Annotated in this window: 13 protein-coding genes and 1 pseudogene; 5 read left to right on the forward strand and 9 right to left on the reverse strand. The window is 65.5% G+C overall.

The features are described 5' to 3' along the window. Nucleotides 1-26 precede the first annotated feature (26 nt). Genes CXY78_RS11385 through CXY78_RS11395 form a run of 3 tightly spaced genes read left to right on the forward strand, consistent with a single transcriptional unit; the run spans nucleotide 27 to nucleotide 3,232 of the window. Nucleotides 27-1,196 (forward strand): sensor histidine kinase, encoded by a 1,170-nt coding sequence (locus tag CXY78_RS11385; protein ID WP_092340570.1) that lies wholly within the window; start codon nucleotides 27-29, stop codon nucleotides 1,194-1,196. After that, nucleotides 1,193-2,530: a hypothetical protein gene (locus CXY78_RS11390; protein ID WP_092340569.1), complete on the forward strand. Its 1,338-nt coding sequence runs from the start codon at nucleotides 1,193-1,195 to the stop codon at nucleotides 2,528-2,530. Before CXY78_RS11385 ends, CXY78_RS11390 begins: the two co-directional genes overlap by 4 nt. 45 nt (nucleotides 2,531-2,575) lie before the next feature. Then, nucleotides 2,576-3,232: a response regulator transcription factor gene (locus tag CXY78_RS11395; RefSeq protein ID WP_092111590.1), complete on the forward strand. Its 657-nt coding sequence runs from the start codon at nucleotides 2,576-2,578 to the stop codon at nucleotides 3,230-3,232. Nucleotides 3,233-3,308: 76 nt separating this feature from the next. On the opposite strand, the gene CXY78_RS11400 is transcribed toward CXY78_RS11395, so the two are convergent. Together CXY78_RS11400 and CXY78_RS11405 are read right to left on the reverse strand one after the other, a co-directional pair. Continuing rightward, the gene (locus CXY78_RS11400) at nucleotides 3,309-4,586 is read right to left on the reverse strand and encodes an MFS transporter (protein ID WP_092340568.1); all 1,278 of its coding nucleotides are present in this window, start codon (nucleotides 4,584-4,586) and stop codon (nucleotides 3,309-3,311) included. A gap of 206 nt (nucleotides 4,587-4,792) precedes the next feature. Next, nucleotides 4,793-5,071, reverse strand: a complete 279-nt coding sequence (locus CXY78_RS11405; protein WP_092340567.1) for a helix-turn-helix domain-containing protein — start codon at nucleotides 5,069-5,071, stop codon at nucleotides 4,793-4,795. A 140-nt stretch (nucleotides 5,072-5,211) separates the two neighbouring features. Between CXY78_RS11405 and CXY78_RS11410 the strand changes: the two genes are divergently transcribed. Then, nucleotides 5,212-6,003 carry a sodium-dependent bicarbonate transport family permease gene (locus CXY78_RS11410; protein WP_233206163.1) on the forward strand — a complete coding sequence of 264 codons (792 nt, stop codon included), beginning with the start codon at nucleotides 5,212-5,214 and terminating at the stop codon, nucleotides 6,001-6,003. Here CXY78_RS11410 and CXY78_RS21690 read toward each other — a convergent pair. Then, nucleotides 5,941-6,351 (reverse strand): annotated as a pseudogene (locus tag CXY78_RS21690) (universal stress protein); the annotation flags it as partial. The gene CXY78_RS11410 and the pseudogene CXY78_RS21690 overlap by 63 nt on opposite strands. Before the next feature lie 206 nt (nucleotides 6,352-6,557). Between CXY78_RS21690 and CXY78_RS11420 the strand changes: the two are divergent. Continuing rightward, nucleotides 6,558-6,905: a hypothetical protein gene (locus tag CXY78_RS11420; protein ID WP_369827302.1), complete on the forward strand. Its 348-nt coding sequence runs from the start codon at nucleotides 6,558-6,560 to the stop codon at nucleotides 6,903-6,905. A 38-nt stretch (nucleotides 6,906-6,943) separates the two neighbouring features. Here CXY78_RS11420 and CXY78_RS11425 read toward each other — a convergent pair whose 3' ends face one another. The 6 genes from CXY78_RS11425 to CXY78_RS11450 all read right to left on the reverse strand — a co-directional run bounded on the left by CXY78_RS11425 (nucleotide 6,944) and on the right by CXY78_RS11450 (nucleotide 15,530). After that, nucleotides 6,944-7,258, reverse strand: a complete 315-nt coding sequence (locus CXY78_RS11425; RefSeq protein WP_092340565.1) for a thiamine-binding protein — start codon at nucleotides 7,256-7,258, stop codon at nucleotides 6,944-6,946. Between the two features lie 9 nt (nucleotides 7,259-7,267). Next, nucleotides 7,268-10,102 (reverse strand): cation-transporting P-type ATPase, encoded by a 2,835-nt coding sequence (locus CXY78_RS11430; protein ID WP_233206164.1) that lies wholly within the window; start codon nucleotides 10,100-10,102, stop codon nucleotides 7,268-7,270. Between the two features lie 193 nt (nucleotides 10,103-10,295). Next, on the reverse strand, nucleotides 10,296-11,528 hold the full coding sequence (locus tag CXY78_RS11435; protein WP_233206165.1) for a glycosyltransferase 87 family protein: 1,233 nt from the start codon (nucleotides 11,526-11,528) through the stop codon (nucleotides 10,296-10,298). A 234-nt stretch (nucleotides 11,529-11,762) separates the two neighbouring features. Beyond that, nucleotides 11,763-13,025, reverse strand: coding sequence for an NAD(P)H-hydrate dehydratase (locus CXY78_RS11440; protein WP_233206166.1), 1,263 nt, complete (start codon nucleotides 13,023-13,025; stop codon nucleotides 11,763-11,765). A 94-nt stretch (nucleotides 13,026-13,119) separates the two neighbouring features. Beyond that, the gene (locus CXY78_RS11445) at nucleotides 13,120-14,196 is read right to left on the reverse strand and encodes a hemolysin family protein (protein ID WP_104089406.1); all 1,077 of its coding nucleotides are present in this window, start codon (nucleotides 14,194-14,196) and stop codon (nucleotides 13,120-13,122) included. Continuing rightward, the gene (locus CXY78_RS11450; RefSeq protein ID WP_092340769.1) at nucleotides 14,193-15,530 is read right to left on the reverse strand and encodes a hemolysin family protein; all 1,338 of its coding nucleotides are present in this window, start codon (nucleotides 15,528-15,530) and stop codon (nucleotides 14,193-14,195) included. Before CXY78_RS11450 ends, CXY78_RS11445 begins: the two co-directional genes overlap by 4 nt. Nucleotides 15,531-15,629: the final 99 nt, after the last annotated feature.

Genomic DNA, 15,629 nt, shown 5'->3' on the forward strand with positions numbered 1-15,629 from the left:
TTCATTTCCAAACCGGACAGGCCCCCATGCAACGCATCCTCAAGGAGCGCGACCGCCTCCTGCGCAGAGCGGTGCAGGCAGCCGGGCTCGTGGGTACGGCCACGACGCTGGCCTGCCTGCTGGTGCCGGGCGGGCTGGAGGCCGACGCACGCCTCTGGTGTCTCGTGCTCGTGCTGTTTCTGGCCGTTGGACAATACTTGCTCGGCAGCACCGGGGCGCTGCGCTGGGCCGTTCTGACCGTGCTCAGCGGAGAAGCGATCATATTCATCGTGGGCTTCGCCAGCCATCCGGGTGTTCCCCTGAACCTGATCGAGGAGAGCGTCATCGGCATGGTTTCCACCGCGCCGATGTGCGCGGTCGCGGCCGTGCTGCTGACCAGCCCCCGCCGGATACTGCTGCTCGTGGCGAGTTTCGCAGTCACCATCGCGAGTGTGGCCGTCGTGACCGTCGATGCGCCCGACCGCACGGTGCTGCTGGCGCTGACCGTGAGCATGTGGCTGGCGTTCACGCTCGCTGCCTGGTGGATCGCGCAGAGCGTGCCCCGGGTGATGCACCGCATCGCCGCGATCGGCCGCGCCCACCGGGCCGAGCGGTACGCGAGCGAGCTGGAAGCGCAACGCCGTCAGGACGCCCGTCTGCTGCACGACACGGTGCTCGCCACCCTCACCCTGCTGGCCCACTCCGGCGTGGGGGTGAGCCCGATCGCCCTGCAGAAGCAGGCCGGTGATGACGCACGACTCCTACGCCAGCTGCGCCTCGGCGGCCTGCCGACGCCCCGTCGCTCCGGGGTCTACAGCCTGGAACCGGCGTCGGTGCTCTCCCTCGGCGATACCCTCGACGCCGTGCGCCAACGCTTTGAACGCATGGGCCTCACCGTCAACTGGCACGGCAGCGGGCAGGTGCAGCTATCCAGCAACGTACTCGATTCCTTTCTGCTGGCCCTGTCCGAATGCCTCGAAAACGTGCGCCGTCACTCCGGTGTCGACCACGCCGACGTGACCATAACAGATGACGCCCGCACTGTTCGCGCGATGGTCACCGATACCGGGGTCGGCTTCGACCTCGGCCAGGTGGGAACGGAGCGCCTCGGTGTGGCCGAATCGGTGATTGCCCGGCTTCGGGATGTCGGCGGCAACGCCCGCCTGTTCTCCTCGCCCGGCGCCGGAACCACGGTTGTGCTGGAGGTTCCCAAGTGAGCCAGTTTAGCGACACCGCGCCCATCGCCACCCACCCGCGGGCCCGCGGTGTGGGTTCGCGTCTGCTCGGCGGATCATCCGAACGCAGCTGGCCACCGGCATCCGCCGCGCATCGCACCCGCGCCGACCTGTTGCCGCTGCGGTTTCCCCGCACGATTCTGCGCGGTGACGGCCGCATCACCGTCTTTCGGTCGGACCAGAACGGTTTGGGTGCCCGTCACCTCGGTATCGGCATGAGCATCAGCGGGGCCTTCATCGCGGTGTTCCTGCTCGCGCGCCTGATCATTGAGTGGGACCCGGCGCACATTCCGGTGCTGAGCATTCTGGCCTGGGTCATTCTGCTGGCCACCGCGGTGGCCGTTCACCTCGCGGTACACAAACTGGCCTCCCTCCTGCCGCTCTGGTTGTTCCTGGCGGCCCTGGGCGCCTGTGCGGTCGTGGTGGCGCTCGATCTGGCCGGATCCTCGGGCGCGACCGGCGCGGGAAACTTTTCGACCGCGGCACCCGCCGTCGGCGCTTTTCTACTGTCGATCGTGACCCTACGCGAGACCGGCGAAATCACCATGGCCACCGTGGCCCTCGGTCTGGCGATGAGCGCGGCGACACTGTTCGAAACGCGCGCCGACCTGCTCACCCTCGGCCCCGACATCCTCTCCATTGCCCTCGCTGTCGCACCACCGCTGGTCGGTGCGAGCATCGTGCAGGCGTTCCGGCGCATGGTGCAGCGCGAACTCGACCTCGTTCTGGTGCAGAGCACGGTCTCCCAGCCACGATTCGCGGTCGGGATGCTCGCCTCCGAGCAGCTGGCCCGGCTCGACCTCGACGCCGAGACCCTGCTCGACGATGTTGCCCAGGGCCGCACCGCACTGCCACTGACGCCGTCGACGGCGACCACGGCGGCCTCCCTGGCTACCCAACTGCGCTTGCACCTGATCGAGGGGCGCACCGAAACCTGGCTGCACCACGCCATCACCGAGAGCGAATTTCTCGGTCCGGTCGTCGCGCTCAGCGATCCGGCCGGTCTGGCCGGACTGCTCTCCCCGCCGCAACGCGATGGGCTGCTGCTGACAATTTGGCTGCTGATCGGGGATACGGCCAGGTCGGGGACATCCGTTTCGCTGCGCCTTGGACCGATTGCCCCCACACATGGGGCGGGTCCGCACCGCAAGGTGCGTTTCCCCATCGAATTGACTACAACGGGGGTCGCCCGGCGGCGTGTCGATCCCGAAACCTGGCAGGCGATTCGTGCGGTTGGCCCGCATGTGGACTCAAATCGGGCCGGGAGCCTGCGGGTAGACATCGAGTGCAGTGTCGACAATCCAGCGGATGCCTAGTATTGGGGATTTAGGCGATAGGGTGCAACCAGTAGGAGGCAGAAAATGACGACAACAGACCGTCCCATCCGTTTAGCCCTGGTCGATGACCACAGGATGCTCCTGGGTGCCCTCACCGAGTGGATCCGCAGCGCCGCTGATGACATCGAGATGGTAGCGGCGGTGACCACCTGGCCCGAGCTGCTGACGCATCCCGAGTTTCCGGTGGATGTCGTGCTGCTCGACCTCGATCTCAAGGACAACATTCCGGTGTCGCTGAAGATCTCCACACTCAAGACGACCGGTGTGAAGACGGTACTCATGAGCACCTATTCCGAACCGGCACTGGTGCGCGAAGCCCTCGCGGCAGGCGCGCTCGGCTACCTCGTGAAGAGCGAGGAAGCCAGCATGATCGTCGACGCCATTCGCGCCGCCTACAATGGCAAGTCGTACATCTCGGCCGAGCTCGACTACGCGCTCAACTCCACCGAGAACGTCGAAGGTCCCCGCCTCAGCGCCCAGGAACGCCGGGTCATGGCGCTCTACGGTGCCGGCGAGCCGGTCAAGGCCGTCGCCTACCAGCTCGGCATCTCCGAGGAGACCGCCAAGAGCTACCTCAAACGCATTCGCGAAAAGTACCGCCTCGCCGGATACGACGTGGGAACCAAGGTCGCGCTGCGCAAGCGTGCCATCCACGACGGCATCCTGCTGCAGACCGACTGATTGTTCGTCTGAACTTGACCGGCCTTCTCGATGAGGGCCGGTCAGTGTCGTTTAAGGCGGGCACGGTCAGACGGCGTCAGTGCTCGCGCACGACCGGGATCAGCTGCGTCCCGTAGGGCACATGGTGGCCGCGCCGACGACGCCGACGGTCGATGCTGAAGGTGAGCAGGGTCAGCAGCACGCCGAGCCCGCTCAGCCCCACGCCGATCCACACCGGGGCGAGATAGCCGAGCCCCGCCGCGATGGCCACACCGCCGAGGGCCGCGCCGAGCGCGTTGCCTACGTTGAGCGAGGAGTGGTTGAGCGCCGCGGCGAGCGACTGGCTCTCGTGCGCGACGTCCATCAGCCGGGCCTGAATGGTCGGTGACAAAGCGGATGCTGCCGCCCCCACCAGGAACATGCCCACCAGCAGCCCGGCCAGGACCTGCGCCGACAGGCCGAGCGTGACGAGCGCGATGATGAGCACGCCGAACGAGATGTACATGGTGCGGCGCACGCTCCAATCGGCCAGCGCTCCCCCGGCGAAGTTGCCGACCGTCATGCCGAGACCGACGACCACCAGAATGAGCGGCACCGCCGCGGCTTTCAGCCCGGTGATCAGGGTCACCAGCGGGGCGACGTAGGTGTACACGGCGAACAGCCCGCCGAAGCCGATCGCACCGATCGACAGGGTGATCCACACCTGCAGTTTGCCAAACGCCTGAAGTTCGGCCCGCATGGTGGCTTTCGGGTTGCCGTTCTGGAACGGTACGAACACGGCGACGGCCGCGAAGGTGAGCGCGAAAATGGCGGCGACGACGAGGTAGGCGACGCGCCATCCGCTCATCTGGCCGATCCAGGTGATGGTCGGCACCCCGATCACGTTGGAGATGGTGAGGCCGCTGAGCACGATCGCGATGCCGCGGGCCCGCTTGCCCGGGCCCATCAGGTGGGCGGCGACGAGCGAGGCGATGCCAAAGTAGGCGCCGTGCGGCAGTCCGGCCACAAAGCGTGCCGCGAGTACGGTCTCAAAGGTCGGCAGTAGAGCCGAGGCGATGGTTCCGAGGGTGAATGCGGTGAGCAGCGCGAGCAGCAACTGCTTGCGCGGCCAGCGCGCGGCGGCCGCAGCGATCGTGGGCGCACCGACGACGACTCCGAGGGCGTAGGCCGAGATGAGCCAGCCGGCCTGCGCGTTGGCGGCATCCGGTGCGTTGGCGTACAGGCCGGGCAGCAGGTCGGCGGCGAGGTTTGGCAGCAGACCCATGGCGACGAATTCGGTCGCGCCGATGCCGAATCCGCCCAGGGCCAGGGCTAACAGGGCAAGACGAATACGGGTCGACGACAGCTGCGTCGACCCGTCAGGAGTGAGGGGCATGCGTCAAGCCTAAGCCCCATGGCGCTCTCGTGGCCCGTCTGCCCGCCGCACATCATCTGCGCGACCAGCGTGTCGCGGTGTGAGCAGCGTCACCATTTGAGTTATCGCAAATTAGTGGGTCGGCGTAGCTTCGGTCGGTGAACTCACGAGTGCAGCGATGCGGGCAACGGCGACTGGCAGGGTCGACCGCGGTGGCTACTCACGATCTATGGATCCAATCCAAGCGCTCCAAGAAGCTCACCAATTTTGTGGTGTCGTTCTAGGGGATGCCGAAGAGGAAGCTCGGGGTAGAGCTGATAGCTGTTGCGCCGTCCGTCGCGGTGACGCGTGAGATAGCCATCTGCGACGAGTTCGGCGATGATGCGTTGGGCGGCGCGTTCGGTGATTCCCACTTCTACTGCGATATCGCGCAATCGCATCCCGGGGTCTTGAGAAACGCAGAGCAGCACGTGTGCGTGATTAGTAAGAAAGGTCCAGGCGGCCATCGTCTGATCATAGACGACACACGCTCCGCAATACACGCTAGTGTTAGCACGTTTTGCTCAGCGTGCATTGACGGGGTTGGTCACCATGGAGTCGCGCCGCTTCTTCGAACTTCGAGCAGAGTAAATCAGAGAGCCACAATGTGATCGATCCCATCATTCTTTTCTTTCTGCTCGGAGCAGTGGCCGGTCTTCTGCGTTCAGAGTTGCGTCTTCCGGCGGCGATGTACGAGTTTGTGAGCATCGTGCTGTTGCTGGCCATTGGCCTCAAAGGCGGCGTGGAACTCGCTAAGCAGCCCTTCGCCAACCTGTTGCCGCAGATGCTGGCCGTGGTGACCATGGGTTTTGGCCTCACCCTGCTCGCGTTCCCCGTGCTGCGCTATCTGGGCCGGTTCAAGCGAGCGGATGCGGCCTCTATCGCCGCCCATTACGGATCCGTGAGCGTGGGCACCTACGCCGTGGCCGTCGCCTACCTCGGCAGCCAGCAGATCTCGTTCGAAGAACACATGCCGCTGCTTCTGGACATGTTGGAAGTGCCCGCAATTCTGGTGGGAATTGTTCTTGCGCGAGGCATCTCGCGCAAGACGCGGTGGAAGTCGATCGCCCATGAAGTGTTTCTGAGGAAAGGCATCGTGCTGCTCCTGGCCGGACTCCTCATCGGCGGGGTAGCTGGCCCGGACGGGTTGTCGTCCATCGAAGCGCTGTTCGTGGATCTATTCAAGGGAATTCTCGCTCTTTTTCTGCTGGAGATGGGCTTGATTAAAATCTGGTGTCGGTCACGTTCACTCGTGTTCCACCTTGCGTCCCCGCTGCCGCACGACCAGGACGGGGCATGTCGCGTGCCGCACGCACTGCTCACTCACGGAACCGAGCAGCATCCCCGTGAGGCCGCCACGACCGCGAGATCCAACAACGAGAATACGAGCGTCTCGTGAGACGGCAATGAGGCTCTTCGCAGGGCTGGCATGAACCGCCCGGTAACTCACCACGACCGCGAGATGATTCTCGACGCTGGTCCGCGCGTCCCGCACCAGTTCATCGTGGACCGCTGAGAGGTACTCCTCGAACGAAGAGACATATCCGAACTCCCAACTTGATGGCCGCGGAGCTGTCGCGATGGACCACGCCCGCACAACAACGACGGGAACGTGCAACTGGTCGGCGAATTCAAGGGCCATGGCTAGTGCGTAATCGGCACAGTCTGAGCCATCGTGTCCGACCACGATGCTATTGCTCGGGGCTGGCACCAGTTCAACAGTGTCGATCGCGCCGTCAACGCTCATTGGTAGTTCTCCTTATCGGTAACGGGGGTGACAGCGACGCCGGCCCGCAGGCCGATGGGTGGCACCCAGTTGGCTTTGCTAGCGGCAAATCCTGTGAAATGACAGTTCTAAAATACGCCCTCAGATTACCGAATTATGCTTCATGTGTCTATCCTTGATGGAAGAACCCCGGATGCACTCGCTCACGACGACAGGCGATCTTCGGTATCACCGAGGAACCGTACATCGTCTTCACCGCCAACGCCTTCGCCCTGCTCGGGCTGCGTGCGCTTTTCTTTCTCGTCAAGGGACTCCTGGACGAGTTGGTGTACCTCTCCACCGGTCTGGCGCTCATCCTCGCTTTCATCGGCGTGAAACTCGTTCTGCACTGGGGACACGTTAGCGACGACCGCGTCCCGGAGATCAGCACCAACCTGAGTCTTGTCGTCATCGCTGTCGTCTTGACGGTGACCACAATCGCCAGCCTGATCAAGGTTCGTCTGGACCCGACCATACGCGCCCACGCCGGCTCGCTGACTGCCGATGATCCGCCCGACTCCGAACGGACAAGCTAACCGCCCAATCAGGACGTGAAGCCCGTGTGGCGGTTTGCTCAGTCGGATTTCCCTTGCCCTAACGCACTCTCGAGTCGCTGGAGCTTGCCGGTCAGCTCGCCCGTGTGTCCTGGGCGGATGTCGGCCTTCAGCACGAGGGAAACGCGCGGCCCGAAGGCTCCCACTGCCTCGGTCGCCGCCTTGATCACGGCAAAGACTTCGTCCCAGTCGCCCTCGATGGTGGTGAACATGGAATCGGTGTGGTTAGGCAGCCCGGAGTCGCGCACGATGCGCACGGCGGCGGCGACCGCGTCGTGCACCGACCCCTGCGAGTCGGCGGCGACGGACGGTGCAACGGAAAAGGCTACAAGCATTGTGACTCCTTAGATGTGATGGTCTGAGCTGGGATTGCGCGCACTGCTACTCGGGGCCGGACCGCGCCGATGGCGGACCTGCGACCGCACCAGGAACTTACCGATTTCATCGACCCAGAGCGCGGAAGACCCCACCAGCACGGCCAGGCCCCAGTGGGATGCAGTGAGTTCTGTGGTGTCGAAGAGCCCCTGCAGAACCTGGAGCTGCACCACACAGATCTGCAGGATGATCACGGCCGCCAGGGCGACCCAGATGCTCCGGTTCGTCAAGGTCTGGATCGAGAATACGGAGTGCGTGTCCGAACGCACGTTAAGCAGATTGAACACCTGGTAAAACACGAACGTGGTAAACGCCAGGGTGCTGGCGAATGCCGCATCATCGGCCCTGTCCGGGAACACGACCGGCGCAAGGGTCAGGACGGCGATGGTGCCAGCGGCCATGACGATCCCCAACCCGAGGATTCGGACGAGCCGACCTCGGGTCAGCAGCCGTTCATTGGCCGGGCGAGGCTGTTCCAACATCGTGCCCGGTTCTGCCGCATCCACGCCGAGGGCGAGCGCGGGCGGGCCGTCCATGATGATATTGACCCAGAGGATCTGCAGGGCGGTGAACGGCGCACCGCCGGCCAGCCCGGTGATGCCCGCGATCAAAAAGATGAGCACGAACCCCCACGCTGTGGTGAGCTGGAATCTCACGAACTTCAGGATGTTGGCATAGATGCCGCGGCCTTCTCTGACCGCCGCCACGATGGTGGCGAAGTTGTCATCGGTGATGATCATATTCGCTGCGCCTTTTGACACATCCGTCCCGGTGATGCCCATTGCGATACCGATGTCGGCCTGCTTCAGGGCCGGGGCATCGTTGACACCGTCCCCGGTCATCGCCACGATATTGCCCCCCTGCTGCAGAGCCTTGACCATTCGAATCTTGTGTGCCGGGGTGACCCGCGCCAACACGCCGTAACCGGCAGCACGTCGGCCAAGCTCGCCGTCGTCCAGTTCGTCCAGGTCCGGACCGGACGCGGCGTCGCCGGGAATGCCCAAATTCTTGGCGATGGCCGAAGCCGTGATCAGGTGATCACCCGTGATCATGTGGACTTGGATGCCAGCTCTCCGCGCCACGGCGATGGCCTCGGCAGCCTCGGCACGGGCAGGATCGACAATTCCCACGATTGCGTAGATCGTCAAACCGGTGACCATGGCTTGCAACGATTTCTCGTCGTCTGGGAGAACGGCGTCAAGCCGCCGCCCGGCGATCATGAGTGTGCGCAGGCCCTCCCCGGCCAGTTTCTGGACGGCAGCGTGGATCCGTCGGCGATGTTCCTCGGTGATCGGCCGGATTCCTTGCGCGGTGAGTACCGAATCGGCCAGCTGCATCAGCGCGACCGGGGCCCCCTTTGCCAGACACTGGTCGACGGTCAGCGGCGCGGACGGGTTCGAGTTGGGCGTTGTCGACGCCAGACGGTGGAAGGTGGCCATGTATTTGTACTCAGAATCGAACGGGACCTCCGCCACGCGCGGGTGAGCTTGCCGGGCTGCTTCAACATCGAGACCGCCCTTTTCGGCCAACACGAGCAACGCACCTTCCGTCGGATCTCCCACCAGCCTGCCGTCACGGATGACGGCATCGTTGCACAGCGCCATCGCCAGTAACGCCTCGGTCAGGTCGGGCACCGGCAGGTCCTCCGGGGTCAAAATTTTTCCGTCCGTCGCATAGCCCTCGCCGGTAACCAGAAAATCGTGTCCGTGAATGTGTAGGCGGTGTGCCGTCATCTCGTTCATGGTCAGCGTGCCGGTCTTGTCCGTGGCGATATGGGTGACGCTGCCCAGGGTTTCCACCGCCGAGAGCTGCTTGAGAATGGCCCCACGGCCCGCTAGCCGAGCGGCTCCCATCGCCAGAGTGAAGGCGACGACCGCCGTGAGTCCCTCTGGAATTGTCGCCACGGCCAGCGACACCGCGGTGATCAGCAGGTCGGACCACGACTGCCCACGGATGAGACCCAGCACAAAGACAACGGATACCACGAGCAGGGCCACCACGGTCAGCATCTGTGCCAACTGGTCGATCCTCTTTTGGAGGGGGGTACGTTCGCCCTTCACCTCGCTGAGCAAAGCCGCAATTGCACCGACCTCTGTGCGCATACCGGTAGCGGTGACGACCATGGTGGCCCGGCCACGGGTGACCTCGGTGTTCATGAAGACCATGTTGTCGCGGTCGCCAGGCGGCAGGCTCGCAGTCGTGAGTGCACGCGTCGTCTTGCCGACGGGTTCGGATTCTCCGGTCAGTGTGGCCTCGGCCACCTGCAACCGCGATTCTTCAACGATGCGGCCGTCGGCCGGAATGGAGTCCCCGGCGTCGAGCAGAACAATATCTCCGGGCACCAGTGCGGACCGAGGAACCTCCAGCTCGGTGCCGTTACGGCGAACCACCGCCGTTCCCGCAGACATAGTTCGCAACGCCTGGAGGCTGTTTTCGGCCCGTCGTTCCTGCAGATAATTCAATGCCGTGTTCAGGATGATCACCGCGAGGATAACGACAGGCGTCTCCCATTCGCGTGAGACGACGGCGCTCACCACCGCGGCGATCACCAGCACGAGCGTCATTTTCTCCGCCAATAAACGGATGATTTTGCGCCAGGCCGGTACCCTTCTGGGCTCGGCCAGGACATTGGGTCCGTACTCTTCCTGTCGCGCCTCAACCGAGCCGTCCTGCAGACCGGCACCGGGATCAACGTCCAACATCGTGGCGACGACCGTGGCAGAGAGGGTATGCCACGCCACGGGCTTCACTGCGGGCTCAGCACTGACACCAACGGCCGGTGACGGGCGGGATCGAGAACTCACAAGAATGCTCCTGAATACCGGTGGAGGTCGATAGCAGCACTGCGGGTGCGCCATTGAGATCAGCAGCCCCGCAAGCCACCACGACCGTGGAATCCAACAACGAGTATACGAGCGTCTCGTCAGAGGTCTATGAGGCTCCTCGCCTGATCGACGCCTGATCCGGCTTCGAGGGGTGCACCTGGAGTCGGGGTGGTTAGCCAGGCCGGATTCGCGCGGGCCTCGGCCGGTAGAGCGCCCCGATCGCCCAGCCGAGCAGCACGAACTCTAGCAGGTTGCGCAGGGTCAACACGAGCACCATAAGCGGGTTGGCCACGAGCAGCCAGTCATACAGGTAGGGGTAGACGACCTGGGTGAGGGCGGCGAGCGCGAGCCCGAGCAGCGCCGGTGTACGCCAGGCCCGGCCGCTCTGCGCGAGTCCCAGAATGATCGGTGCGGCCAGCCAGCTGATGAACTGCGGCGACCCCACCTTGTTGAACGCGATCAGGGTCACCGTCAGCGCGAGCGTCAGCGGCGGCAGCACCGCGAGCCATCCAGCGCCCATGCGTTGGGCGCGTACGCCGAGGAGCAGCACGGCAGCGGCAGCGACCGCCAGCAGCGGGGTCATCAGAACGCTCAGGGCGGTGGTGCCGGTGCCGGCGACCTGAAAGGTAAGAATCTGATGGTCGTAGTAGACGAAACTGCCCGGCACGCCGAGCGCGGCCTGCCAGAGCCAGGGCACGGCGACGGGCGATTCGATCTGGATCCCCCGGCCGGCCTGCTCCGCCACGAAACTCAGCACGTGAATTCCGCTGCCGCGGGCAAGGCTGAGCGCCGCGGCCACGGCGACGACCGCCGCGGTGACGGCGGCGGCGACCCCGAGCATCCGCCAGCGTTGTTTCGACGCCACGAACAGGGCGGCGAGCACGGCGACCGGCCAGATCTTGATCCAGGTCGCGATCGTGAGCAGGGCCGTGCCCCAGAACGGGCGCCGGCGCAGCCAGAGCAGGGCCACGATGACGAGGGGCACCGTGATCGCGTCGATGCGCACGAGCGCGATGGGGCCAAGCAGCGCCAGAAAGAGCAGCCACCACCAGGCCGCGCTGCGGTGTTCGCGCACGAGCACGACGAACGCCCCCGCGTTCAGCGCCGTCACCAGCGCGAACCAGGTGGCGAGGTAGGCCGGGCCGCCGAACGCGAACGCGGCGAAGATCGGCAGGAGGGCGAGCAGCGGGTAGACGAAGTTTTCGGTGATTCCCACGATGCTGCCGGCGGCCGCGTTCTCGGCCCAGCCGCGGTAGACCACCTCGACGTCACCGAGCGGATACCCCGGCCCGAACACGGCCAGAAGAATCAGCAGCAGGTGCACGAGAGCGAAGGCCGACCACAGTGCGGCGAGGGGATGCCGCCGGGGTCGCTGACCGCTACCGGTCTCGTCGTGAATTCGCACGCTTTACTTTCGCACAGCCGGCCGTCGTGCGGGACCAGCCGGCGCATCCGTCATATTTCGTCGAATTGGCGGTCAGTCGGCCTAAAAGGTCGCTGCGACGCTCGACGCCCTGCGGTCCGACTGCAGGTTAGCGGTTCAAGCCGAACAGCGGTTGGCCAGGGCGGCCACACCCCAGTGCCGCACCCGGGACTTTCTCGCCCGCATTCCGCCTTAGCGACTGAGGCTGCGGGTCGCCTAGCGCGCGCCGGGGTCGGCCCAGTGATCGAGCAGCGCGGCGACGGCACGCGGCACGGCATCGGCGATGTCGAGGGCTGCAATCGGGCCGCCGGCGGAGGCGAGCATCGCCGCTTCGGCGTGCAGGAGCGCGGCGGTGGCGGCGAGCGGGGCGAGGGAGGCGGCATCAGTTTCGAGCTGGTCGGAGTGGGTGGCCAGGAGCGCACCGAGAATGCCGCCGAGCACATCGCCGGAGCCGGCCGTAGCCAGCCAGGCCGGCCCGGTCGACACGGTCAGGCGGGCGCCCGACGGCGACGCTACGTGGGTGACGGCACCCTTGAGCAGCACCGTCACGTCGAACAGGCGCGCGGCGCGAATGGCCCACTCCCCCGGGTTGGCGGCGATCTGGGAGGCCGAACCGGGCTTGGCCTCGTGCGCGAGCATGGCGGCCAGCTCCCCAGCGTGCGGGGTGATCACGGTCGGACCGATCGCCCGGGAGACCAGATCGAGGGCGCCGGCGTCGAGAACGGTGGGCAGGCCCTCCGCAAGGGCTTCCGTCAGGGCTGTGGTGACGGCATCCGTTCTGGTGCTGGCGTTGATACCGGAGCCGAGCAGCCAGGCCTGCACCCGACCGGGCACGGTCACGATCTCGGGGCGGCGCTGCAGCACGAGGGTGGCGGCGCGGCGCGGCCCGAGGTAGCGCACCATGCCAAGGCCGGTGCGCACGGCCGCGTCGACGCCGAGCACCGCGGCGCCCGGGTAGTCCTTGGAGCCGGTGCGCACGCCGAGGACGCCGCGCGAATACTTGTCGTCGCCGGCCTGGGGCCGGTAGACCCAGTCGCGGGCCTGTTCGGCCTCCCATTCAAGCCAGCCGCGCGGTTTCACCATGCCTCCACGATAGGTCGTTTTCGGTCTGCTCGCGGGCCCACCGCCCGGTCGTCCGCTCGTTCGCCCCGGCACGGGCGATGGCGAGTCAGTCGCTGATCGTGGAGCTCTGCGAGCCCTCCCGCTCCCGGCTTCGCTGCGGCCGAAGGCGACGGTCTGCGACACGCAGATGATGTTGCCCTCGGTGTCCTTGAACCAGGCCGCGCGATCCGCGCTGGTCGTGGCGATGCCGTTCTCGGTTTCGTACACCACGATAGCGGCGCCCTTCGGGGTGCGGTAGAGCAACCCTTCCACGCGTTCCTCATCGGGTTCCATGCCGAGCACGTCTCTGTAGAAGCGCCGGGCACGCGCCAGATCGCGCGCGGGAAGCACCGAGTAGGTTTCCAATTGGTTTAACACGAGCTTTCCCTTTCTGCACTTTCGTAGGTGAATGTGCATTTTTCAGGGAACATTTACGCCCGCGTCGACGTCTGGGCGGTCAGAAGCTGCGGGGCTAGTCGCGACGCGTGGCGTCCTGCACTTCGCCGACCAGCTCCTCGATGATGTCCTCCAGAAAGAGCACCCCGGTGGTCTCGCCCTCGGCGGTGAAGGACCGCGCGAGGTGCGCGCCCGAACGCCGCATGGTGGCGAGGGCGTCTTCAAGGTCGGTGTCTTCGAAGATCGAGATCAGGGCACGGATGCGCTTGGCCGGGATCCTTCCCGCGTAACTGTCTGGCACGGCCAGCGTTGCGGCATCGGCCGAAGCCGCGGCAACATCGAGGTCGAGCACGTCCTTCAAGTGCACGTAGCCGGTGAGATAGCCCTCAGTATCGGCGAGCACGTAGCGGGAGAATCCGTGGCGCGTCACGGCCTTCTCGACGTCGGCCGGCGTGGCCGATTCCGGCAAGCTAACCAGCTTGCCGAGAGAGACCGCCACATCGCGCACCTTGAGGTTGGTGAACTCGAACGCGGCGCTGAGCGCTCCGGTTCCATCGCTCAGCACGCCCTCGCGGGTGGACTGGGTGACGATCGTGGCAACCTCGTCGAGGGTGTACGCGCTCGTCGCCTCGTTCTTCGGCTGCACTCCGAACAGACGCAACACACCGTTGGCACAGGCGTTGAGTGTCACGATCAGGGGCTTGAATACCCGGGCCACGAACACCAGCGGCGGCGCGAGCAGCAGCACGGCGCGGTCCGGCACCGAGAAGGACAGGTTCTTCGGCACCATCTCACCGAACACGACGTGCAGGTAGGAGACCAGCAGCAGGGCAACGACGAACGCGATGGTGCCGATTGCGCCGTCCGGCAGACCGGTCAGGCCCAGCGGCACCTCGAGCAGATGGTGGATCGCGGGTTCGGACACGTTCAAAATGAGCAGCGAGCACACGGTGATGCCCAGCTGCGAGGTTGCGAGCATCAGTGTCGCGTGTTCCATCGCCCACAGCGCGGTCTTCGCGCTGCGCTTGCCGGCTTCGGCGAGCGGTTCGATCTGCGAGCGGCGGGCCGAGATGACGGCGAATTCCGCCCCGACGAAGAAGGCATTGGCTGCGAGGAGCACGACCAACCAGGCAAGTCCGGCCCCGTCGCTCATTTGTCGCTCACCTTCTTTCGATCGGATTTGGTGTCAACGGCCAATGCGGGTTCCGGCACAGCCTCCGGCGTGAAGCGTAGCCGGTCGATGCGGCGCCCCTCCAGTCGCTCAACGGTGAGGAAGCCGCCGTTGACCGGAACCCGATCACCGATCACCGGCAGCCGGCCCAGCTCGCTCATGACGAAACCGGCGACGGTCTCGTACGGGCCCTGCTCCGGCACGACGACGTTCGTGCGTTCGAGCAGTTCGTCTGGCCGGAGCATGCCGGGAAAGGTCAGGGAATCGGGCGAGCGCACCACGCCGGCGCGAGCCCGGTCGTGCTCGTCGGCCACCTCGCCGACCAGTTCCTCGACTAGGTCTTCGAGGGTGACGACACCGGCTGTTCCGCCGTACTCGTCGACAACGATCGCCATCTGGTAGCTGCGGCCTCGGAGTTCGCTGAGCAGGTCGTCGAGCTTCATGGTCTCCGGCACGCGAACCGGGTCGGTCTGCAGGGCCGACACCGGGACATCCGCTCGCCGGGCGCGCGGCACGGCTACCGCCTGCTTGACGTGCACGATGCCCACGACGTCGTCGACGCTTTCGTCGACGACCGGAAACCGCGAGTAACCGGTGGAGCGGGCGAGGTCGATGACGGCCTGCGCCGAATCGGTGCGGTGGATGCTCGCCACCCGCGGCCGCGGCGACATAACGTCGGAGGCATCGTGTCCGGAGAACAGCAGCGTGCGGTGCAGCAGGGTCGCGGTGTCCTTTTCGAGCAGTCCGGCGCTGGCCGAGCGGCGCACCAGCGAGGAGAGTTCCTCGGCGGTGCGGGCGCCGGAGAGTTCTTCCTTGGGTTCAATGCCGATGGCGCGCAGCAGACCGTTGGCGCTGTTGTTCAGCACCAGCACGGCCGGTTTGAACACTGTCGTGAATACGGTCTGGAACGGGATCACCAGGCGCGCGGTCTGGATGGGCAGGGCGAGCGCGAAGTTCTTGGGAACCAACTCGCCGATGACCATCGACACCAGGGTCGCGGTGACAATGGCGATCGTGGTGCCGAACAGCGGAACCACATCGCCGGGAAGCCCGATCGTGATGAGCGGGGCGCGCAGCAGCGACGACAGGGCCGGCTCGATGGTGTACCCGGTGAGCAGGGTGGTGAGGGTGATCCCCAGTTGCGCGCTCGAGAGGTGCGTCGAGGTGATTTTCAGCGCGGAGATGGTCAGTGCGAGGCGGGTCTCCCCGCGACCCTGTCGCGCTTCGAGGTCGGCGCGGTCGAGATTCACCAGGGCGAACTCACTGGCGACGAAAAGGCCCGTTCCGACGGTGAGGATGAGGCCGAACCCGAGCATGATCAGCTCAGACACAGGCAACACCGCCAGCTCCTAGCGGCGAGGGTTTATGAGAAGACGGTTCAGCGGTGGGAGGGTCATCCATTATTCATCCGAGTA

The sequence above is a fragment of the Cryobacterium sp. N19 genome, from assembly GCF_002929595.1.
Classification (GTDB): Bacteria; Actinomycetota; Actinomycetes; order Actinomycetales; family Microbacteriaceae; genus Cryobacterium; species Cryobacterium flavum.

What these genes read in the sequence shown, in the direction of transcription:
- CXY78_RS11445 (WP_104089406.1), bottom strand. Translation starts at nt 14,196, where the DNA reads ATGAGCGACGGGGCCGGACTTGCCTGGTTGGTCGTGCTCCTCGCAGCC.
- CXY78_RS11395 (WP_092111590.1), top strand. Translation starts at nt 2,576, where the DNA reads ATGACGACAACAGACCGTCCCATCCGTTTAGCCCTGGTCGATGACCAC.
- CXY78_RS11405 (WP_092340567.1), bottom strand. Translation starts at nt 5,071, where the DNA reads ATGGCCGCCTGGACCTTTCTTACTAATCACGCACACGTGCTGCTCTGC.
- CXY78_RS11425 (WP_092340565.1), bottom strand. Translation starts at nt 7,258, where the DNA reads ATGCTTGTAGCCTTTTCCGTTGCACCGTCCGTCGCCGCCGACTCGCAG.
- CXY78_RS11400 (WP_092340568.1), bottom strand. Translation starts at nt 4,586, where the DNA reads ATGCCCCTCACTCCTGACGGGTCGACGCAGCTGTCGTCGACCCGTATT.
- CXY78_RS11385 (WP_092340570.1), top strand. Translation starts at nt 27, where the DNA reads ATGCAACGCATCCTCAAGGAGCGCGACCGCCTCCTGCGCAGAGCGGTG.
- CXY78_RS11450 (WP_092340769.1), bottom strand. Translation starts at nt 15,530, where the DNA reads ATGCTCGGGTTCGGCCTCATCCTCACCGTCGGAACGGGCCTTTTCGTC.